The organism is Commensalibacter sp. ESL0382, from assembly GCF_009725775.1.
Lineage (GTDB): Bacteria > Pseudomonadota > Alphaproteobacteria > Acetobacterales > Acetobacteraceae > Commensalibacter > Commensalibacter melissae.
In genome coordinates this window covers 457,262-478,775 of sequence record NZ_WNII01000011.1, presented here as the reverse complement: position 1 = coordinate 478,775, position 21,514 = coordinate 457,262, and the positions used below count along the sequence as shown (strand labels likewise).

The 21,514-nt window shown below is 35.9% G+C and carries 22 protein-coding genes and 1 pseudogene; 13 read left to right on the top strand and 10 right to left on the bottom strand.

Annotation, left to right across the window (positions count from 1 at the left end):
* Window positions 1-549: 549 nt before the first annotated feature.
* The 6 genes and pseudogenes from GM552_RS06395 to GM552_RS06370 form a co-directional block, all read left to right on the top strand.
* Window positions 550-1,935, top strand: coding sequence for a hypothetical protein (locus GM552_RS06395; RefSeq protein ID WP_155565744.1), 1,386 nt, complete (start codon window positions 550-552; stop codon window positions 1,933-1,935).
* Between the two features lie 410 nt (window positions 1,936-2,345).
* On the top strand, window positions 2,346-2,882 hold the full coding sequence (locus tag GM552_RS06390) for a hypothetical protein (protein ID WP_155565743.1): 537 nt from the start codon (window positions 2,346-2,348) through the stop codon (window positions 2,880-2,882).
* Window positions 2,883-2,901: 19 nt separating this feature from the next.
* Window positions 2,902-3,435, top strand: coding sequence for a hypothetical protein (locus GM552_RS06385; RefSeq protein ID WP_155565742.1), 534 nt, complete (start codon window positions 2,902-2,904; stop codon window positions 3,433-3,435).
* On the top strand, window positions 3,419-4,717 hold the full coding sequence (locus GM552_RS06380) for a hypothetical protein (protein ID WP_155565741.1): 1,299 nt from the start codon (window positions 3,419-3,421) through the stop codon (window positions 4,715-4,717). Before GM552_RS06385 ends, GM552_RS06380 begins: the two co-directional genes overlap by 17 nt.
* 13 nt (window positions 4,718-4,730) lie before the next feature.
* Window positions 4,731-6,263, top strand: a complete 1,533-nt coding sequence (locus GM552_RS06375) for a hypothetical protein (protein ID WP_155565740.1) — start codon at window positions 4,731-4,733, stop codon at window positions 6,261-6,263.
* A gap of 11 nt (window positions 6,264-6,274) precedes the next feature.
* Window positions 6,275-6,712: pseudogene (locus GM552_RS06370) on the top strand (NADH-quinone oxidoreductase subunit B); the annotation flags it as partial.
* 28 nt (window positions 6,713-6,740) lie between these two features.
* Here GM552_RS06370 and pssA read toward each other — a convergent pair.
* Genes pssA through GM552_RS06355 form a run of 3 tightly spaced genes read right to left on the bottom strand, consistent with a single transcriptional unit; the run spans window position 6,741 to window position 9,056 of the window.
* On the bottom strand, window positions 6,741-7,565 hold the full coding sequence (pssA, locus tag GM552_RS06365) for a CDP-diacylglycerol--serine O-phosphatidyltransferase (protein ID WP_155565739.1): 825 nt from the start codon (window positions 7,563-7,565) through the stop codon (window positions 6,741-6,743).
* A 28-nt stretch (window positions 7,566-7,593) separates the two neighbouring features.
* Window positions 7,594-8,274 carry a phosphatidylserine decarboxylase gene (locus tag GM552_RS06360; protein ID WP_255487949.1) on the bottom strand — a complete coding sequence of 227 codons (681 nt, stop codon included), beginning with the start codon at window positions 8,272-8,274 and terminating at the stop codon, window positions 7,594-7,596.
* Window positions 8,275-8,306: 32 nt separating this feature from the next.
* Window positions 8,307-9,056 (bottom strand): hypothetical protein, encoded by a 750-nt coding sequence (locus GM552_RS06355; protein ID WP_155565737.1) that lies wholly within the window; start codon window positions 9,054-9,056, stop codon window positions 8,307-8,309.
* A 62-nt stretch (window positions 9,057-9,118) separates the two neighbouring features.
* Here GM552_RS06355 and gloB point away from each other — a divergent pair, with 62 nt between their 5' ends.
* A complete protein-coding gene (gene gloB / locus GM552_RS06350) occupies window positions 9,119-9,844 on the top strand; it encodes a hydroxyacylglutathione hydrolase (protein ID WP_155565736.1) in 726 nt (241 codons plus the stop codon).
* 324 nt (window positions 9,845-10,168) lie between these two features.
* Here gloB and GM552_RS06345 read toward each other — a convergent pair whose 3' ends face one another.
* The 5 genes from GM552_RS06345 to GM552_RS06325 are packed head-to-tail and all read right to left on the bottom strand — an operon-like array spanning window position 10,169 to window position 13,560.
* Entirely contained in the window at window positions 10,169-10,864 is a 696-nt protein-coding gene (locus GM552_RS06345) for a 1-acyl-sn-glycerol-3-phosphate acyltransferase (protein ID WP_230882770.1), read from the bottom strand.
* 17 nt (window positions 10,865-10,881) lie between these two features.
* Entirely contained in the window at window positions 10,882-11,496 is a 615-nt protein-coding gene (locus tag GM552_RS06340; protein ID WP_155565735.1) for a YdcF family protein, read from the bottom strand.
* A gap of 1 nt (window position 11,497) precedes the next feature.
* Window positions 11,498-12,448 (bottom strand): ABC transporter permease, encoded by a 951-nt coding sequence (locus GM552_RS06335; RefSeq protein ID WP_196424863.1) that lies wholly within the window; start codon window positions 12,446-12,448, stop codon window positions 11,498-11,500.
* Window positions 12,429-13,100: a cell division ATP-binding protein FtsE gene (locus GM552_RS06330; protein WP_155565733.1), complete on the bottom strand. Its 672-nt coding sequence runs from the start codon at window positions 13,098-13,100 to the stop codon at window positions 12,429-12,431. The genes GM552_RS06335 and GM552_RS06330 overlap by 20 nt, the downstream gene beginning before the upstream one ends.
* Window positions 13,101-13,134: 34 nt before the next feature.
* Entirely contained in the window at window positions 13,135-13,560 is a 426-nt protein-coding gene (locus GM552_RS06325) for a hypothetical protein (protein WP_155565732.1), read from the bottom strand.
* A 259-nt stretch (window positions 13,561-13,819) separates the two neighbouring features.
* On the opposite strand from GM552_RS06325, the gene GM552_RS06320 reads away from it, so the two are divergent.
* From GM552_RS06320 to GM552_RS06295, 6 genes are all read left to right on the top strand, one after another.
* Window positions 13,820-15,391, top strand: coding sequence for an ATP-binding protein (locus GM552_RS06320; RefSeq protein WP_155565731.1), 1,572 nt, complete (start codon window positions 13,820-13,822; stop codon window positions 15,389-15,391).
* 255 nt (window positions 15,392-15,646) lie between these two features.
* Window positions 15,647-16,042, top strand: coding sequence for a response regulator (locus GM552_RS06315; protein ID WP_110438330.1), 396 nt, complete (start codon window positions 15,647-15,649; stop codon window positions 16,040-16,042).
* Between the two features lie 51 nt (window positions 16,043-16,093).
* Entirely contained in the window at window positions 16,094-16,675 is a 582-nt protein-coding gene (gene hslV / locus GM552_RS06310) for an ATP-dependent protease subunit HslV (RefSeq protein ID WP_155565730.1), read from the top strand.
* Window positions 16,676-16,678: 3 nt separating this feature from the next.
* Complete coding sequence (gene hslU / locus GM552_RS06305; protein WP_122123848.1) at window positions 16,679-18,001, top strand: ATP-dependent protease ATPase subunit HslU; 1,323 nt, start codon at window positions 16,679-16,681, stop codon at window positions 17,999-18,001.
* A gap of 39 nt (window positions 18,002-18,040) precedes the next feature.
* Window positions 18,041-18,475 (top strand): SufE family protein, encoded by a 435-nt coding sequence (locus GM552_RS06300; protein WP_370533613.1) that lies wholly within the window; start codon window positions 18,041-18,043, stop codon window positions 18,473-18,475.
* Between the two features lie 115 nt (window positions 18,476-18,590).
* Complete coding sequence (locus tag GM552_RS06295; protein ID WP_155565728.1) at window positions 18,591-20,288, top strand: alpha-keto acid decarboxylase family protein; 1,698 nt, start codon at window positions 18,591-18,593, stop codon at window positions 20,286-20,288.
* 86 nt (window positions 20,289-20,374) lie between these two features.
* Here GM552_RS06295 and minE read toward each other — a convergent pair whose 3' ends face one another.
* A complete protein-coding gene (gene minE, locus GM552_RS06290; RefSeq protein WP_122124292.1) occupies window positions 20,375-20,650 on the bottom strand; it encodes a cell division topological specificity factor MinE in 276 nt (91 codons plus the stop codon).
* Entirely contained in the window at window positions 20,650-21,462 is an 813-nt protein-coding gene (gene minD, locus GM552_RS06285; RefSeq protein WP_110438326.1) for a septum site-determining protein MinD, read from the bottom strand. The genes minE and minD overlap by 1 nt, the downstream gene beginning before the upstream one ends.
* Window positions 21,463-21,514: the final 52 nt, after the last annotated feature.

Genomic DNA, 21,514 nt, shown 5'->3' with positions numbered 1-21,514 from the left:
GTAAATCATATTATTTGAAATTACTATGAGTCTTGAGGGGGTAAAATTCTGTCAACGTTAATTTTGTGTTTGATCATATTAGGAATCATTTTATTGCTTTATCAAACAAGTATACTCTATCTTGTTAACGTTGGGTTTATAAAATCTGAAAAATATTACTTTCCTAAGTTATCTTGTAGTTTTCCACTTTATGGATCTATCACTGGGGCTTTTCTTGCCTTTCTTGCACTGGTATTTCATTCCGATCCATTATCATTTTATCCTTTTATTCTAAGTGACGTATATAAAATCAGTTTCTATTTAGATGGACTATCTTGTTTTTTCCTTTTGTTGTTGTTTACGACTGCCTTTTTATTCTTATATTATCAACCGTTGTTGTCTAAAAATTGTTATTTCCTCTTTTTAAATATTATCGCCATATCCTTTTTTGTTGCAGGAAATTTCTTTTTTCTGATTTTTCTTTTATCATTGGTTTTATTGATTATTTATCAGGCAGATCAGAAGAAAAATTTGGTTTATTGGATTGCTTTTGCATGTTTGTTGGGGGTCATGAGCTTTTTACCTGTTATGAGTGATAACCAGTTTAGTCCAAGAGATATTGATTTTTCTAGGATTATGCAATCCAATAATATAGATTGTCTGTTTTTTTTATCGCTTTTGCCTATATGTTTTCTGCTTGGATTATTTGATTTTTTTCATAACGAAAAATCTGATGAAAAACTTAATAGAATTGGTGATATTTCTTTCTATTTGATTTGTTTAAAAAGCTTGATTGGATTTTATGCATTATTAAGATTTATCATCAGTGTTAATGATTACAAATTTTCCCTTATCTTGATTTTATTTACTGGATTTCTAGGCTTAACATCTGCATTGCGTTTGGGTTGGTCCAGTTTAAAAAGTGTAACTGTATACGATCGGTTACGATATTTATATTCTTTGAACAATGCATTATGGCTTGAGCTTGTTTGCATCCTTTTATTTTCAATTCATTTTCAAAAATTAGCCATACTGTCTTTGACGTATGATTTTCTTTTCTTTGGATTACTAATTCAGAATTTAGGATTTGCACTGGCTTTTCTATTAACTTTTTTTTTGAAAAGACATATCAATCAGGCATTTTCAATTTGTACCTTTTTTTGCCTAGCACTGTTGTTGTCTGGTTTTCCTCCATTTCCCGGATTTACGCTGTTATGGGGGAATTTGCAACTAGGCATGAATGTCATATTCAATCATTATTTATTCAATATGATATTTGCATTATTTTTTATAGGATGTAATTCTGTTATTTTTCTTTTTTTGGTTCTGGGATGGATCAACTTACTTTTAAATCTTTATAAAAAAAATCGGCATCAATTTAATCTATCATCAAAATTATCATTTAATTTTTTACAAAAAAACGGAAAAGGGATCAGGATTTATTTATCCGGTCTATTTTTTTTGTCCTTTTGTCCAGGCATAATATCGTTTCTAATCTATCCAATAAAAAAAAATCTAATTCACACGGAAAAATTACACTGGTTTGCATTCAAAAATGATGAATTGCAATTTTCGTTTGCCCCTGTTTTTCCAATGATATATTTATTAATCTTGGTAGGTTTATTTTATCTTGTGAAAGAGAAAATTAAATTTAAAGCGTTGATAAATCAAACAAAAAAATATGCTGTTTCAGAACAGGATGTCTATGAGGATCATGTTGATAAAACCAGTTTCGGTTTTGGTGAAAAAACATTTATCTATATATTGACTGATATTTTACTTTTTAAAAAATATTTAGTTATAAAACGTAAAGGATATGTAGAAAGTGTAAAATTTTATCGTTGCTTTTCTAATTATAGAAATTATTTTAATTTATTGATTTGGGAAAATGAGCAGAAAGTCTTTATATCTATAATTATTATCTCTTTGTTATTAATAGGATTTTTTGCTAGATGATATTTCTGTATTGGTTGATGTCCCTATTAATGATCCTATTTCATGTATTATTGATTTTAGGTATGGCACCTTTAATTATGGTGTTTATGGAAAGGTTGAATGGAAAAATTCAGGGAAAACCTTTGGAATCATCCCAATATGTATTACAAAATATCAAAATTATATATTCACGAATTTTAAATTTTCTTTTTAAAAAAATATTGTCTGTCAATACCCTGATTTATTTAATAATTATTGGATTATTAGTAACTGTGGCAATATCTATTCCTATATTTTCAACAAATATCCTGGTTAACAATAATTTCGATTTTATCTTTGTTACGATATTGTTAATATTTGTACCTTTTTTGATATTTTTTCTTGTTTTTCAAGATTGCTCACTGCTATGTTTCAAAAAATCGCAGCGGATTATGTTCCAAACTTTCATGTATATTCCTGCAATTTTACAGATCGCTATGGTTTGCCGTTTAAATACAAAAAGTACAGAACTTTCGCATATTGTACTTTTTTTTCATAATTCCACAAGTTTGATAAATTTGGCCCTATGTCCTCTTTTTATATGTGCATGTTCTCTATTTTTTCTTGTTCTAGATATACCGGATTTTGTGAATTTTATTGAGAAAGATGGGTTTGATGGAGACGAGAAGGCAATCTTGTTTTATATTTCTAGTCTCCAGTTTCTGATCTGGCTATCCCTGATTGCGTTTTTAATATGGCCCCAGAGTATTGCCATCTTTGATTTACAGACAAAATCCTTGATGTATTGGTTGTTAACCGCTTTTTTTGGATTATTGGCATGGAGTGGTAAAATTGTCATAGAATGTCTTGTAATTTCTATAATGAGAAATTTCTTATTTTTGTCCAAGGGTTATTACAAAATTGGTATCGCAACAGTATTGAATTTTGTGGCCGTTGTCATTTATTTTGCAGGTTTGGGCGGAATATAGAATGGTATTTGCCTTTTTTATGAGTCTGCTATTACTGATTACGATAAGCGGCATTTCCTCGTCTTCGTTACAGGCAGTTATTCATTCTATACTGACGGGATGCTGTCTTTTATCTGGTTGGCAGAATGCACTTAACAGTAAAATTACGTTATTGAGTTTTTTTATGCTTTTCACTGTGGCAATTTTTTTTACGGTCATTTTGAAAGGACAATATTTCCAGTATACTTTGAAAACCTTATTTACAGGATTATTCTTGACCATTCTTGCTGTTTCCCTTGTTGTCCATGTATTGCCGCCTTCATTGTTCCGCTTGGAATATGGAATAGTTTTATCTATAATTCTGGTTGGGGTATTTTATAGCATGAGCAGTCAAGCAATCGGAGGACAAATTGCTGGTATGCTATGTGTATTGAATGCTTTAACCCTTGTCGTTGGATTGAATAGTCAATTCTATGCATTTTTTACTCTTTTTGCTTTTTATGTTGTTTTTTTGCTAGCTTCTATTTTTATCATGCAACGTTTTGGACAGGTTGACTGTGTTCGGAAATGGTGATTTAGCAAAAATTTTGTATTGGAGTTGTGTTCTCTGGCCCGTGGCAGGAATCATAGGAATTTATGCCTGTCATCATCAGCGTGCAAAAATCCGATGTCATTTTATTGTAACAATAATCCTTTTTTTTATTACGGTTGCATCGGCATTTATTCATGATGATTTTTATCTTTCCGTTATTTGGAAACATGACGAGTTAACAAGTTTTTTAAGGGTTATGATCGCTATAGGTAGCATTATTGCATCAATAGTTTTGAAATTCATGGTTCCTGGCCAATTAAGTTCATCTGGAAAGCAAAAAAAATTATCCTATAGTCTCGGCCTCTATCAATTAATTATCTGTACCGCCATGATGGCTGTAGCTATTAATAATTTTTTTATAGCGCAGATTTGTTTGCATAGCATGATTTTCCTGTCTTTTTTGGCTTGTTTTATTCATGGTGGGGGAGAACAGATACAGGCGGCTTGGGAATACTTCCGCTATATGCTTTTTTTTATGATAATGGCTTTGATGGGTGTTTTCATTCTTGAGTTATCTGTTGGACAAACCTATCCCTTGTTACCCCGTTTTGGCAGTTTTATCCTGGCGTTTAGTATTGTTCAAATGATCGGGTTGTTTCCCGTATTCATCATTTTTCTACGTTTTGTCATTCATTTGCCCACTTTAATTGGCAGTATTATCTTTTTTATCATCCCAGTTGCTTTTCTCTCCTTATTCATAAGATTATTTCAAATCTCATCTTATCAAAACCCTCAATCATTTCTCATGATATTAGGGTTGATCAGTTTCATTATCATTATTATAAAGGAGAATGATGATCCTTTTTTGTATTCCCCGTTTTTGATCACTATTTTGGCAGCTTTGGCTGGTATTTTTTCCAATGGATTTCAGGGTTTATACAGTTTTTGCCTTTTCATAACCGTTCTGGTTATTTATGCACCGTTAGGGTATATTCTTCGAAAAAGTCCTTTTGCTGTGGATTCTAGAGGTTGGTTTGTCATTGCCATATCTGCATTTCCGCCATTTGGCATATTTTTTGCATGTGCAATTTTGATTGCGAGTTTGTTTGCACAGTTTCCCTGGTTGGGATCATGCTTGTTTTTATTGTTTTTTGTAAGAGGCTTTTTTCTGTTTAAAAAAAATAATATTCAATTATTTTCTCGAAATATTTTTACAAAAGAGGGTGGATGTTTATTGAGCATGATTTTTTTACCCTCTTTGGTTATTCCTATCATTGCCAAATATTGGCTATTTCAAATTGCAATGCAGTTTATACAAAAGTGATTGTTTCTGAAAAATGGTTGATAAAAAAACATTTGTTCAGCGTTCCCTAAAATTAATAGATTGTCTTAAAAATCATCAAACAGATAGTAGGTTTTTCATTTCTCTTGATGAACAAGAATGGACGGAGATGCTTGCGGCATTAAAAACTGATCGGCTTATGTTTCTTACGATGTGGTGTAAGGAGGATACTGTTTTTGTTTTATTTCTTGAGAATGGATACAAGCCCATTGGCGTTCGTATTTCCGCATCAATGAACCGTTATCTGGCCTTGTCTTCTGTAAGACCCGCTGCCATTATATATGAAAGAATGATCTGGGAGTTATGGGGTAAGGAAGCAATGAATGCTGTTGATTTACGCCCATGGTTGGATCGGGGTTTATGGAATAATTGCTGGCCATTGTCAGAAAAACCAGGGCCTGTCTTATGGCCTCCAGAAAGACAAGAAAATCCATCTGTCTCTCATTTACTGAATAATGGAGGGGAGATAACGGTTATTGATCCCTCCAATGCGACAGAAAAATTGCCTGTGCTGTGGCGTTTTCTTAATATGGGTGAGCGGATTATCCGAGCTGAATCAGTGTACGGATATACGCATAGAGGAATTCTATCCAATCTGTATAATAGAAATAGTTTGGAAATATTACCTTTAATAAGCCGTATTAACGCACTTGATTCCGTTGCGCATCAGATTGCCTTTTCTCATGCGATTGAAGATATTGCAAATTTTGTCCCTTCCTTGCCTGTTTTGAGAAAACGTATCTTATATTCTGAATTATCCAGAGTTGCAGCCTATCTGCTTTATTTAACACGCTTATTTCGCGTGTTAGAAGTAGAGTTGGTTGCCAGCCGGTGTGATCTGGCGCGTGAACTTCTTATGCGTTGGAATATACATTATTTTGGGCATCGCTGGTTAATGGATTGTGTTTTTCCTGGTGCCGTTTTTTTAGGGCAAGAAAATGATAAAAAAAGACATTTTCCTAAAAAAATTAAATATTTGATTGATCAGGCATTTAATTTGGCTATAACCTTGCCTGGTCTGGGTGACTATCTTCAAAATATGGGAATTTTATCTCTAAAAAAAGCGATTGATTTCAATATAGGTGGAATTGTTGGGCGGGCTTCCGGACGGGATGTGGATTTGCGTCGGTACATGTCTGAATACCGGTTGGAATGGCTGCCACCTCCGAATTTTACAAAAGGGGACGTTGATGCACGTATGCAGTCATGGTTTGTTGAGATAAAAACATCGTTAAATATAATCGATATACTTCTAAAGGAAGAAAATAGCGAGGAAGCGTTCAAATCCTCTCAAGAAATTATTATCGAAAAATTAAATGGGGAAGGGATTGGTGTTTGTGAAGGGGTACAAGGGGATTTATGGTATTATGTGAGATTAGAAGCGGGGGTTATAAAAGACGTATTTATACGTGATCCTGGTGCCAATCAGGCCTATGTCTTGCAAGATGTATTAAAAAATGAACATTTTGATAATCATGTCTTGATAAAGGCGTCATTTGGTCATTTGGTAACAGGCGTAGATCTATAAAAGGAAAACTAGTGGTTTTTATTAAATCCTTGATCGATTCATTAACTGGAAAAATAAAACCTGTTCAAAAATTTGCCGGTCAAAAAAAACAGGATATACATGTATTTCATATTGGATGTGGAGACTGCAATGGATGCACGTTTGAACTGCAGGCCTTAAAAGGGACCGCATATGATATAAAAGATGCGGGGATAAAATTTGTTGGACATCCTGCTGATGCAGACTTGTTGTTAATATCAGGGCTGATTACTCGTGCTATGCTTCCTTATATTGAAAAAAGCTGGAAATTGATTGCTAAATCAAAAGCGATTGTAACAATTGGATCATGTGCAATTAACCGACATATTTTTGCAAGTAATTATGCGATCTTGGGTGAAAATGTTGGTGACGAGGAATGTATTTTGCAAATTGAAGGATGTCCGCCTTTACCTTCCACAATTATGGATTGTTTAATGAAATTGAAACGGAATACGTCTTCTAATTTTTATTCAAAAAGTCCTCCCCCTTTTTCGTCTTCACAAGAATTGTCTGGGCATCAGCTTTTAGACGATGGTAACTGCGATAACTCAGCGGAATTAGACCCAGATATAAAATCCCGCTTAAAGCCAATGTTCCCCAAGGATCTGCTACCAGAATAGTTGCGAAGATGCAGGTGCTTAAAAATATAGGCATGACGTAAGAAGTGGGAATTTTAAAATTTTTGAATGACCAGATTGGTAAGGTAGAAATCAGCAAAAAAGATGTTATGACTAAAATTGTAATTGTCAGGATTTCGGAATGGGCGATGGAATTAAGAAAATCAATTTGATAATGCTTGCTTTCCAAGCCAAGAAAAACAGGAAATAAAACTATTCCAGCACCTGCCGGGGCAGGGACACCCGTAAAAAAATTGCTGGCATATTGAGGTTTGTTATCATCAAGTGCGGCATTAAATCGTGCCAGGCGTAAAGCCATGCATACCGTAAATATTGCACAGGGAATAAAAGAATAATCCCCTCCATTTTTGAGGGACCATAAGTATAAGACAAGACTTGGAGCAACCCCGAAGGACAAAAAATCGACAAGGCTGTCCAATTCTGCACCAAATCGACTTGTACCACGTAATAAACGGGCAATTCGCCCATCCAACCCGTCAAAACAGGCAGCAATCAATATGGCGATAACAGCCTCATTGAACCTTCCATGAATTGCACTGCGAATACTGATCAGACCGGCACACAATCCAAGAATTGTCAATAAGTTTGGAATAATCCGATTAAAGGAAATTCCCTTGACTCGGGGACGAATTTTTTGTCGTAACATTAATTTATGTTCTGGGTTAAAAGAGCGTTTATAATTTTGCAACAATTGTTTCGCCGCCGATCATGGTTTGCCCAACCTCAATGCAGGGTTGACACCCATCGGGCAGGTAAAGATCCACTCTGGAGCCAAATCGGATCAACCCATAAATATCACCCATATTAAATTGTTGATTTATATCGGCATTACATACAATTCTTCTGGCAATCAATCCGGCAATCTGAACAACAACCACCTTTTTTCCATCTGGTAAAGTTATGCAAATTGCGTTGCGTTCATTATGTTCTGATGCTTTATCCAGTGAAGCGTTAAAAAATTTTCCCTTGATATATGATCGTGCGGTAATTTTTCCAGCGACAGGGATGCGTTGTAAGTGGACGTTGAAAATGGAAAGAAAAATAGAAACGCGCCAGACCGGTTTGTCACCCAAACCTAAATCAACAGGAGGGGGAATATAGTTTATGGCTGAAACGGTTCCATCTGCTGGGGAAACAAGAATATCATTTTTATGGGGGATAATTCGCTTGGGATTACGAAAAAAATACCAGCAAAACCCAAAAAATAAGCTTCCTATAAGACCAATTAAATGTCCGATCCGAGCATGAATGCGATAGCCAATAAAACTTATCAAAGCAGAGATGCAGAGAAAAGGATATCCAGCTTTGTGCGGTTTACTAATATTTGTTCGGATTGAATGTAAAATAGACATCAGGGAATTCCTTAGGGGATGGTCGTTTGTTATTTTTACAATTTTCTTTTGCGATTCCAGTTGGGTTTCGGTAATTTTTGTTTTAAAATTCTTTTTTTCGAAGCGGAAAAGATTGTAATCGGGGCATAGAGTTTTTTTCGGATTTCAATCAGATGGTATTCTCCTCCAAAGGGAATGAAAAAATGACCTAAAAATTCTAACAGCTTATTTCCATATAGGGAAAAGGAATTCATTATTTTAGATGGAAAATAAATAATTTTTTCATAATAAACAAGTTGAAACATATGTTCTTTTAATATTTTTCTTAATTGATAAATGTAAAAGCTTTTTTTTTGATACTCAAAAAAATTAGATAAATTAAATATTCCCCACCATTTTAATTTATTAGGAAGTAAAAGCAAAATTTTGCCATCATCTTTTAAAATTTCCCAACAAGACCTTAAAGTTTTATGAATGTTATAGATGCCGATCGGAAAGAATGGATAAAACATGATTCGGTCAAAACTGCATTTTGCGAAAGGAAAACGATTGTATGTAAAACAACATGTTTTTACTGATGGAAAATTTTCTAAATTGGATAATTCATGTAAGTTCTCTGCAAGATTACCCTGAATATGATTATGGGGTGAAGATTGCAGAATGAAATCTTGAGGAATGGCACCAAGGGTGAGTAAAGAAAGCCCTCGTAGATCTGGCCACAGGTGCAGAAACTTATCAGTAAGATAGATTACTGATCCTGGTTGAGTATTATTTGGTATAATACTAGAATTAGCCTTGGGGTTCATTATTGATTTCCAGAAGAATCATTTTGTTATACAAGAATAAAATATTGAAATAAAGAAAGAGAATGTCTGTTCTTATTAAGCCTATTCCTTTTTATGAAACCAATTATGCGTGGCTATTATATGATAAGAAAACCAGAAATGCAGCTATTGTCGATCCTGGTAATTTTACTCCCGTTTTTAATACTATAAAAGATAAAAAGCTGAATTTGCAATCGGTACTTGTCACGCATCATCATTCAGATCATACAGGGGGCATTCGCCAATTGAAAGACAAATTTAATTGTCAGATATATGCACCTGATAAAGAAAAAAACAGTATTGTGGATGCTACGGATTATGTAAAGGATCATGAACAGATCGACCTGGGTTTCGGTTTTTTTGAAGTTATAAGCACGCCAGGTCATACTCTGGGATCTGTTTGTTATTATTCATATGATTTAGGTATAATTTTTACAGGAGATACTCTATTTAGCCTTGGTTGTGGTCGTTTATTCGAAGGCAGTCCAGAACAGATGTTTCAAAGTTTCAAACGGATAAAGTCCCTGCCTGATGAAATTATGGTCTATGCCGCTCATGAATATACTGAAGATAATGGTCGTTTTGCCCTGACAGTGGATTCAAACAATGAAGATTTGTTAAATCGTTTGAAGCAAGTGCAGCAATTGCGTTCGGAAAATAAACCATCCTTGCCTGTCATGCTGGCAATTGAAAAGAGAACCAATCCTTTTTTGATGGCCTTGACCGTTGAGGAGTTTGCACGCTTACGTAAGGCAAAAGATCAATTTTGATAGGTTTAAAAAGGAATGATTTCATCAATTTAGCTAAAATTAATGATGGATAATTTACGAATTAATGATTTCAATTTTTAATGTGTGGATATTAAGTAAGCATGCATGATTTAGCAAGATTTAATTTTGCGATAATAATTATGGAGAATTATTAATTATCGGTAAATTATCCACATTTTGTCAAAGCGTGTGTTAAATCGAAAAGGAATCGTAAAGAATGGCTTGTAGGCGCAACTTATTATCTTTTCGTTGTGTTCTTTTTTTTAAAGTTATTTTATTTTCAATAAATAGATCCACTAACTTATCCACAATTCATAAAAAATGTTACATGATATTATTATCCCAGCTTTTTTCTATGGCAAATAACACTTTCTTGCGATTTGACAGGTCTGTAATGACTGGATGCAAATTAATATAAATTGTTCCAGGTTTTTTTAAGAAAGAGTGGCGCCCCCAATGTAACCCTGAATTGGTGCTAACTGGAACAATTTTAAGGTCAAGTTGACTTGCAATAGCTGCAACACCGGCCTGCAGTTTAACTTTTTTACCATATTGTGAACGTGTACCCTCAGGAAAGATAATAATTTGTCGTTGATCTTTTATAGCGTTTTTACAATTTATGACAAGATTTTTCAAAGCCCTTGCACCTCCTTGACGGTCAAGGGGAATCATTCCGGATAAGAGAAGCATTGGCCCGACAAGTGGAAGATGTATCAACTCTTTTTTCATTATATAGGCAGGACGCGGTAAAAGATTCATCCATATCAGGGTATCAAAGGCGGATTGATGCTGAGATGCTATTATAAAAGATGAGTCATTGGGCAAGAATTCCTTGCCTTTTATATCAATCTCTATTTTACAGATTTTTGTAAGACCCTTGATTGAAAGCTCAGTCCATAATTGTGCATAGGCCAAGGCATGTTTTTTTGCAAAATAACGGATATAAAAAGCAAAAAGACCCATGAACAGGGTTAGGGTAAAAAAATATATTGAGAAAAGTAGTGATCGAATAAAAGTCATAAAGGTCATGAAATCCGTTAATGTTTAATATTGATTAAATCATGCTTTGGTTTTGTCGTGTGAATTAATCCTGTATAGGCCATAAGTAGCTTATTGTATTCGATAAATAATAATCGAATAGAAGATATTTTTAAAACATTATCCTTATTGATGGTTTTGATCGAGAAGGGATAAAGAGGAATATCGTATAGAAGGTTTCTAAGTTCAAGAATGGCTCGACGCATATGATAATTTGAAGTTATTACCGTCAGGGATTGCAAACGGTAATAATGAACCCATGCCGCTGTTTCAATGGCATTACCCATGGTGGACGTTGCATTATGTCCCAGTAAAATATGGTCTTGACATGAAATTGCAGGAAAATTCGTAATTGAATTCTTTAAATCTTGCAGGGTTGTTGTTGCTCCAACTCCAGATATAAGCAGATATTGAGAACAATCTTTTTCAAGAAATCTAATGGCTGTATGGATTCTTCCGGTTCCACCGGTCAATACGACGATACCGTCCGTTAAAGGGGGGATAGATGAGAAACTTAACAAATCATATATAAAAACAACAAAACCACTTAACCATAAAAAAATAATGATTCCAATAATCTTGATCAAAAAATTCTGAGAGATTTTTTTTTTCATTTTATGTCAAATGTCTTAACCAATAATATACAATGAATGTTGTTGAAATCCAGCCTATAAAATAATTGCACAAAGGTAAAATAATAATTAAAATCAATAGATTAAATGGTAACAAGGTTAAAATGCTAAACCACCCCTGATAAACTGTTTCCCAGTTTGGATTACTGCTGAAGGGCAGACTAAGATAGGTTAAAAAAAACAATAAGGGAATTGAGAAAATTAAGCCGATGCCACCTCCGATAAGGGAAAGAAATGCATTCCTTCGTGCAAAACGTATGGATATATAGTGATCTGACGCGCCTAGATTATGAAGTATTTCGATTGTTTGTTTGCATTGTATCAAACCAGTTCGGGTGGCGATGGCTATTACAATGGCTGCGACAAAAATCATGGTAAGAAAAGCAAGGAATGCACAGGTTTGCAAACTATTTGCAAGAACATTTAAGCGTTGACCCCAGAAGTTACTTTGTTCAATAACGATATTGGGTTCGATTTTGCGTAAGGAAGTTTCAAGCTGGCCTGAAATTTTTGTATTATTTTTTAAATGTAATTCGATGACTGCGGGAATGGCAAGGGCAAGATTGTCAAAATCTTCATGCAGCCAAGGGGCTAATAATTCATCTATTTCATTATCATCAAGTTTGTGAAAAGAGACAAGTTCCCTGGAGGTCGAGAGAAGGGTGATAATTTGCTGGATTGATGCATTATTGTCGGAATTCTCTTGTTTTGTATTTTGAGACGAAATCTGGAGGTTATTTTGGGGAATTTGTAGAATTACTGTGGACGCTGCCCCTGTATTCCAACGATTTGCTAGATTTTGACCAGCATAGGTTCCCGCAATCATCAGGGTGGCCAAAAAGGTCATTGCAGCAACAAGGGGAATTAAAAATTGTCCGGGTAAAGCCAGATTGACTTTCAATCCATCAGTGGTTTTATGTTTTAACAGCATCATCAATTCGTATTTGTCCATTATTTAATTTTAGTCTAGGGGCAGGGAATTGATGGATGAGATTATCATTATGGGTGGCGATAATGATTGTGCACCCCAAATCATTAAGATCAAAAAAAAGATCCATTAAACGTAATACCTGTTCCTCATCCAGCGCATTGGTGGGTTCATCAGCCAACAAAATATCAGGTCTGTGAATGACAGCTCGGGCAATTGCAACGCGTTGTTGCTCCCCTCCAGAAAGGGTTCGAGGGTATAGTTCAGCCTTATTTTGCAAATTCATCCATTGGAGAATTCGATTTGTCCAACGACTTACTATGGATTCATCCGTATTCTGCAGTCGAAGGGGTAGAGCGATGTTATTATAAATGCTTAAATTGGGAATAAGTTTAAAATCTTGATAAATGATGCCTATTCTTTGTTTTAAGTGGCAAATAGTTGAACGACGGTTTTTATGTATGTTTGTTTCCAAAATTTGTAATTGCCCAGCATTAGGCATTAATTCAAGATGGAACATCTGGAGCAAGGTTGATTTTCCAATTCCTGATGGTCCTGTTAACCAGCAAAAACTACCTTGGGGAATATGGAGTGTGACATTTGATAAAATCGGACAGTCTTGTCTGTAATAAAGGCTTACCTTGTCAAGTTGAATCATTGCAGAAAGGTTTCATGGCAGATAAGGAAATGGATTATAATTTACGTCCCAAATAAACAGTTACGGTCGCACATAATGCGGTTAACATAATAAGTAAAACGCCATCGAAAATTAATTTTCCTGCAGTTAAACTATGTCCTGCAATCATAATTGAATGGGGAATCAGGTTGCCTCCATGTTTCACAAGCTCACCTGTTTGAGGATCTGATGAGGAGATAACGGCTATTAATGAAGAAGTGATGGCAGGCAATAATTTCCATATGATACCAATAACCAAGAATAACGGGGCAAAAATTTCGGCGACTTGCTGGATCAAGTAAAAGCAGAAATGACAAGCGAACCAGAGAATATTTAAAAATGGATTGGACACTTTGGATGAATTTCTTGAATCGGTATATTCTTGGCTGATGTGGCCTAGCCGTTCTTCTGATCGTGTATTATTAAAGAAAAATTTATTCACGAAACTATCCTTAAACTGAATAAAAAGAAGATACACTGTAGCATATTGATATAAATCTTATAATAAAACTCTTTATATAAATCTTTAATTTTTTGAATTAAAATAATTAATTAACCGAAACATATTAATTTTCAGTGAATTTACTTGCCATATCAGATATTCTGAGAAAAATAAGTGGAATGGTATTTTTGTAGATCCTGTTTAATTATTGATCTAGGCAAACCATATATATCAATAAATACTTTTTAGAGAATTGGGTATGGGTAACAATACGCAGCCTTCGATATTAATCATTGATAATGATTCCAGGATTTTAAAGGAATTCAAACAAATTCTGGGTCAGGATTACTCTTTATATCTTACAGAATCTTCCTATCATGCCTTGGATATGATTAAAAAGGGGGCTCATTTTTCCACCATTATCTATAATAATTTCATGCCCTGCATGTTCGGAAATATTTTTTTTGCCCGTGTTCGTAATCTTATTGTTGCTACACGTATTCTTTTGGGACCAAAAAGCCGAACGGATATTCTGATCAAGGCGTTGAACGAAGGGGGAATATCGTTTTTTATTCCAAAACCGCTGGATCCTTTCATGGTAAAGGAAATTGTAAAACGGGCCGTTAAAAGATCAGAATTTCAAAGAAAACTAATGCATGAACGTTTATTGTTAAAAGGGTTGTTGGATAATCTGCCCTATGGCCTTGCTTTCAAAGATGAGGAGGGTCGTTTCACCCGTATGAACCAGTTGGCGGCCAATCGGCGTGGATTGACCATTGCCGAATGCCTTGGAAAAACAGAAGAGGAAACTGAACCGTCCTTTACGTCGCAAGAATTGTCAAGATTTAACCAGCGTTTGAAAAAAGAGGAGCGCTTTGTGGAGATATTGGAGGTTCCCTCGAATAATTCCAAACAATCGTCACAATGGTTTATGATTACCCGTTTATTGCTGGATAGAGCAAAGGGTGAAATTACGCATCCTTCTGTACTGATGGAGCTGGATATCACTAAACAAAAAGAATTGGAAATGCAGTTGCGGCAGTCGGAAAAATTGAAGGCCCTTGGTACAATGGCTGGGGGAATTGCTCATGATTTCAACAACCTGTTGACAACAATGATCGGCTCGTTGGAATTATCCGAAGAGCTGTTGGAGGTTTCGGGTAATTCTGAAATCATGGATACAATTAAGCAGTTACAGAACAATGCCTTGGAGGCGGCAAAAAAGGGTAGCACATTGACAGAGCGACTCTTGAGTTTCAGCAGAAGAAAGAAATTATCTTTGCAGGAAGTGGATCTCACCAAGACTATTCAAAAAAATTTCGATCTATTGTCCCAAACTCTTCAGATGCGTTATGAAAGAAGGTTCAAAGAACAGATTGAAACCAACCAATCAAATAGAATTCATCTTGAATTTAAAAATAATGTATCGGGTATTTTGACGGTTAAGACAGATCCATCACAATTTGAATTGGCTGTCATGAATTTGTGTATCAATTCAGTAGATGCCATGAAAAATGGAGGTGTAATAACTATCATTTTGGATAAGAAAGATGTTGGTCCGGATGAAGGCAAACGACTTCATTTAAATCCGGGTCCTTATGCAGTCACCATCATTCAGGATGAAGGCGAGGGAATGAGTGCTGAAACCATTGCTCATATTTTTGAACCTTTTTTTACAACAAAAAAAATGGGGTTGGGAACAGGACTGGGAATGGCAATGGTTTATGGATTTGCACAACAGTCGGGGGGACAGGTTAATGTGCAAAGTCAATTGGGAGCAGGAACAAATATAAGTATATATTTACCCATATATAGTGAAATGGAAAGATAGATATTTAATAAATTTCCATCAACATATTTGAATATTAATATAAATTAATTAAATAGAAATCAAAAATTAATATTATATTATGTCACCAATCTAATATGATTTTTATATAAAATGTAGATGCATATTTTTATTCTTTAATTGCTTTTTAATATTTTTTTTAAATGATAATATAGATAACGAAGTGAATATATAGTTTTAAAATGATTATAGAGTCTGAACACTATATTTTTCCTTTTGACGTAAAGGCATAAGGAAATGTTGATTGAAGCACAAAAACAAAAAACAAAAAAAATAATTTTGGTTGCTGAGGATGACTCCATTTTACGCCCATTATTGGTGGAATTGCTGGATGAAATGCAGTTTGAGGTAATTGCCGCTGAAGATGGCACAAAGGCAATGGCATTATTACAAGATTTGGATTGTAATCATATGCATGTCGATTTACTATTAACCGACATCGGGTTGCCAGGAGTAAATGGAAACAAACTTGCTGAATTTGCGCGTAAGATCTGGCCGAATTTATCGATATTATTTATTACTGGTTATGCACATGGTATCAATACCATGACTTTTGACAATAAAATACAATTGTTAACCAAACCTTTTTCCCTTGGGGTATTGACAAAGCGTATAGAAGAATTGATTTCTTAACCAGCTCGGATAATTATTATCATATAATTTTATGTAAGGTTAACCCTAGATATGCAAAATAACACTTTATCTACGTATGATCCTATTCAGTGGCATGGTACGACTATTTTATGTGTCCGTTACGGAAAGCAGGTGACAATAGCAGGTGATGGCCAGGTAACACTGGGTAATACAGTTGTAAAAGGTAATGCGAGGAAAGTCAGGAGAATAGGACAAAACGGTTCTATATTGGCTGGTTTTGCAGGGGCGACAGCGGATGCTTTTACCTTGCTGGAACGTTTGGAAAAGAAATTGGAGCGTTATCCCAATCAGTTGGAAAGGGCTTGTGTCGAGTTGGCTCAGGATTGGCGAACGGATCGTTACTTAAGAAGACTTGAGGCAATGCTGCTTGTGGCTGATCATGTTCATTCATACACATTAACAGGTAATGGTGATGTACTGGAACCAGAAGACGGGGTGGTAGCCATTGGTTCCGGTGGTAATTATGCTCTGGCGGCCGCAAGGGCGCTTTTGACTGTTGATGGACTAACATCGGAAGAAATCGCACGTCGAGCCATGAAAATTGCTGGGGATATTTGTATTTATACCAATCACTCCCTTGTTGTAGAGACCTTGAACGCAGAAAGTAAATAATATATGCAAATCCCGACCTATACTCCGAAAAAAATTGTTGCAGAACTTGATCGTTATATTGTTGGTCAACATGAAGCAAAAAAGGCCGTATCTATCGCTTTGCGCAATCGATGGAGAAGAGCTCAGTTACCTGACCGGATGCGGGAAGAAATTGTTCCTAAGAATATTTTGATGATTGGACCAACGGGTTGTGGTAAGACGGAAATTGCTCGTCGATTAGCCCGTTTGTCACAAGCTCCATTTTTAAAAGTTGAGGCAACTAAGTTTACCGAAGTTGGTTATGTCGGTCGTGATGTGGAAAGCATTATTCGCGATTTGGTTGAAGCATCTTTGGTCATGTTGCGTGATGTGAAACGTCGCAATGTCGTTGAAAAGGCAAAAGATGCTGCCAATCAAAGAATAGTAACGGCGTTGGTGGGAGATGGAGCGACAGCAGAAACACGTAATAAATTCCTGCAGATGCTGGTTAATGGAGATTTAGAGGATAAGGAAATAGATATCAAAGTGGCGGATATATCCTCTCCTGTTAATCAAATGGATATACCGGGGATGCCATCGGCCCAGATTATCAATTTTACCGATATGATGAAAGGGTTCATGAACCGTTCTGAAAAATCACGTCGTATGACGGTTGCAAAAGCCCGGGAGGCATTAATTCGTGAAGAATCTGATAAGCTTCTGGATAATGATGCGCTTGTGCAAGAAGCTATACAGCGTGCACAAAATCATGGAATTGTCTTTCTGGATGAAATTGACAAGGTTTGTGCCCGTTCTTATGAGGGAAGTGGTGGGCGTGGTGGTGCCGATATTTCCCGTGAAGGGGTACAGCGTGACTTACTGCCATTAATAGAGGGAACGACTGTCTCAACAAAATATGGTCTGGTTAAAACCGATCATATACTTTTTATTGCCTCTGGTGCTTTTCATTTGGCTAAACCTTCTGACTTATTGCCGGAACTACAGGGGCGCCTACCGATTCGTGTTGAATTATCGGCTTTAACCTGTGAAGATATGCGTCGGATTTTAACAGAACCCGAACAGTCACTTTTGAAACAGTATATCGCTTTGATGGAAACGGAAAAAGTCAAGTTACAGTTTACGGATGATGCAATTGATTCAATTGCCCAATTGGCAACGGATATTAATGAAAGAGTTGAGAATATCGGTGCGCGTCGTCTGGCAACCGTTATGGAAAAACTTCTTGAAGAAGTTTCTTTTACAGCTTCTGAACGTTCAGGTGAGGAGATTCAGATAACTGCAAAGGATGTAACGGAAAAAGTTGCTTCCTTGGCAAGTAAAAGTGATTTAAGTCGTTTTATTCTTTAATTTGTAATTTGTCTGGCTATACGAGATTTATATATGTCAATTTCAGGTTCTTTTATTTTACCCGAAGAACAAAGCGCGGTAGAGGCAATTGGTGTCATTAGGGATGAGTTTGATCTTTTTGATGATTGGACGCAGCGATATCGTTATTTGATTGAACTTGGAAATAATTTGCCTGCTTTTCCTGTTGAATGGCAAAATGATAAATTTCGTGTGGTTGGTTGTCAAAGTCAGGTTTGGTTAAATTACATCTGGGAAGGAAATAAATATTATTTTGCTGGATCGTCTGATGCCGTGATAGTTAAAGGACTGATCGCTTTGTTATTAAGAATTTATTCTGGAAGAACAGCAGAGGAAATTTTGAAAATCGATCCTGGATTTGTCAAGGATCTGGGACTTGCAGGGGCGTTGTCAGCAAATCGAAGTAATGGGGTTATGTCGATGGTTAAAGCTATACAGCATATTGCCTCACGATAGTGTTAATTTTTTTTGAAATATTTATTTCGTATAATTTGAGATTCTTCAATTGAGATAACAGTCTGTAAATTAAAGATTATTTTAAGAAACACATTGTAAAGTTAGGGGATAATATATGAAAAAAACAATTGGGGATTTCTTATTGGATAGATTATCTCAAATTGGGATCAACACAATTTTTGGTGTGCCTGGGGATTATAATCTTCAATTTTTAATGCAGGCAGAAAAAAGAAAAGATATAAAATTTGTTGGAAATCGTAATGAGTTGAACGCGGCCTATACTGCGGATGGTTATGCACGTTTAAATGGAATTTCTGCAATACTAACAACATATGGTGTTGGTGACCTGAGTGCCCTTAACGGTGTTGCAGGAGCATATGCCGAATACGTGCCAATGGTTTGTCTTTCTGGAGCGCCACCTTTACACAGTATAAATCAAAGGTCCTTTTTGCATCATACCACGGCGGAGGGTAATTATGAAGATGTCATGAATTGTTACCGCTCCTATACCGTCGCTCAGGCGCGCCTTACGCCACAAAATGCAGTGGGGGAAATTGATCGTGTATTGCAAGTTTGCAAACGGGAAAAAAGACCTGTTTATATTCAAATCCCATCGGATATAACGTTTTTCGAGATTGATGTCCCTGATGAAAAACTGGTCTGTTCATTACAAATGAGTGATTCCTTACAACTTTCAAATCTTTTGCATGGCATTAAAGAACGTCTGCGACATGCTGAACGTCCGGCTATGCTGCTGGGTAATGCCATAGATCGATTTGGACTCAGAGAACTTACGCAAGAACTTATCGAAAAATTGAATATTCCATTTGCCACCCAATCAGCGGCACAGGCAATTTTGGATCAGGGTTTATTGCAATGGGTTGGTGAATATAATGGCGGGGCTTCTGTCAGATCCGTTGTAGATATCATTGAAAATTCTGATTGCTTAATAGGAATTAACGTAAAATTTACAGACAGTAATTCTGGGTATTTTACGCAGAATATTCCAGAAAATATGATCAATATCATGCCCTTCAGCACTATCGTTGGTAAAAAAGTGTTTGAGGATGTCTGTGCTGTAGACCTTTTGAAAAGCCTGATAAAAAATGACTTGTCCCGACAGTCAAATTTATTCTCTTCCATTCATAAAAATAAAAAACACTCATGGACAGTTGAAAAGGGCAAGGCATTAATCCTCAATCGTTTTTGGACAAAAATGGATCATTTCATTCAGGAAAACGATGTCATTGTTACGGATGCAGGCACCTCGATGAGAGGTGTCAGGGGATTGGCTCTTCCTGCCGGAATTACAATCATTAATCAGCCTTTGTGGTTATCAATCGGGTATTCATTGCCTGCCTTGTTTGGTTCATTAATGGCAGCACCTAGACGGCGCCAAATATTATTTGTCGGGGATGGGTCATTCCAATTAACAGCGCAGGAAGTATCAGCTTTTTTTGCGCATGATCTCAATCCAATCATTTTTTTGGTGAATAATAAAGGTTATACAATCGAACGCAGCATTATGGGGTTATATTCCTCGTTTAATGATATTCCTGAATGGAACTATCATAAACTATTTGATGCTTTGAGTGATAATAAACCCTATTCATACCATCAAGTCAGAACTGAGGATGAATTGGAAACAAGCCTGGAAGAACTGGAAAATGATACTTTAGTACCGCGTATTGTTGAAATTATGATCGATCCTTTTGACATACCCAAAAAAGTTCAGGATTCAGCAGACCGTATTGCATCCTTCAATTATGGAAAAAGAGGTTTGAAAGAGCTTGATAAAAAAGTTCATTTCTAAATAAATGTTGAGGAGTTTTATTCTAGATCAATAACAAGCTCCTCAAATACATTAAAAAAAAGTCTATCGATATTATCAAGTTTAAATCAAAATTTTTTTTGACGTTGTTGGGGAACCTCAATATCAATAGCCAATGTTGAACAGGCAGATCCTTGATCAATTTTGACCTGAATTTTTTCTTGATCAATGGAGATATGCTTTTGGATAACCGCCATAATTTCTTTTTGTAATTTTTGCAATAAATCTGAATCATTTTGATTGCTGGTAGAAGAACGTTCATGAGCCAGCAGGATCTGTAAACGATCCTTGGCAACGGGCGCTGAACTTTTTTTATTAAAGAAATTTGAAAATAAAAAACTCATCATCTATTCCTCTTTAACAACCAGTCAAAAAACCCTTTTTTGTCAGTCGGAATGGTAATGTCTATTTTTTCTCCTTGCAAGCGTTTAACTGCATCTACATAGGCACGGGCAGGGGCAGAGTTGGGTGCAGAAAGTGTTATCGGAGTACCTATATTTGAAGCCTTGAGAATTTCCTCACTTTCAGGAATGATACCAATCAAGGGAATGGAAAGGATATCAAGTATATCATCTGTGTTAAGCATGTCGCCATGGGCCGCCCTGTTTGTTGCATAACGTGTAATTAACAGGTGTTTGTTAATTTTTTCACCTTTTTGGGCTTTATCAGTTGTACTGTCAAGGATGCCTATGATACGATCACTGTCACGAACCGAGGATACTTCGGGATTGGTAATGACAATGGCCTCATCAGCAAAATGCATGGCCATTTTAGCACCGCGTTCAATTCCGGCCGGACTGTCACAAATTATCCAGTCAAACTTCTCTTTTAATTCCTCAATAACCTTTTTGACACCCTCTTCAGTCAAGGCATCTTTGTCCCGTGTTTGGGAGGCGGCCAGAATGAAAAGGGTTTCGATACGTTTATCTTTAATCAATGCTTGAGAAAGCGTGGCTTCACCTTGTATTACATTGATAAAATCAAACACCACACGTCTTTCTGATCCCATTACAAGGTCAAGATTTCTTAAACCGACATCAAAATCAATGACGACAACCTTTTGTCCTGTCTGGGCGAGGGCCGCTCCAATCGCTGCGGTTGTTGTCGTTTTACCAACCCCGCCTTTACCTGAGGTAATAACGATTACCTTCGACATACTTGTTCCTTTATGATAATCCATTTTCAATATGTTAAAAATATCATTTTAC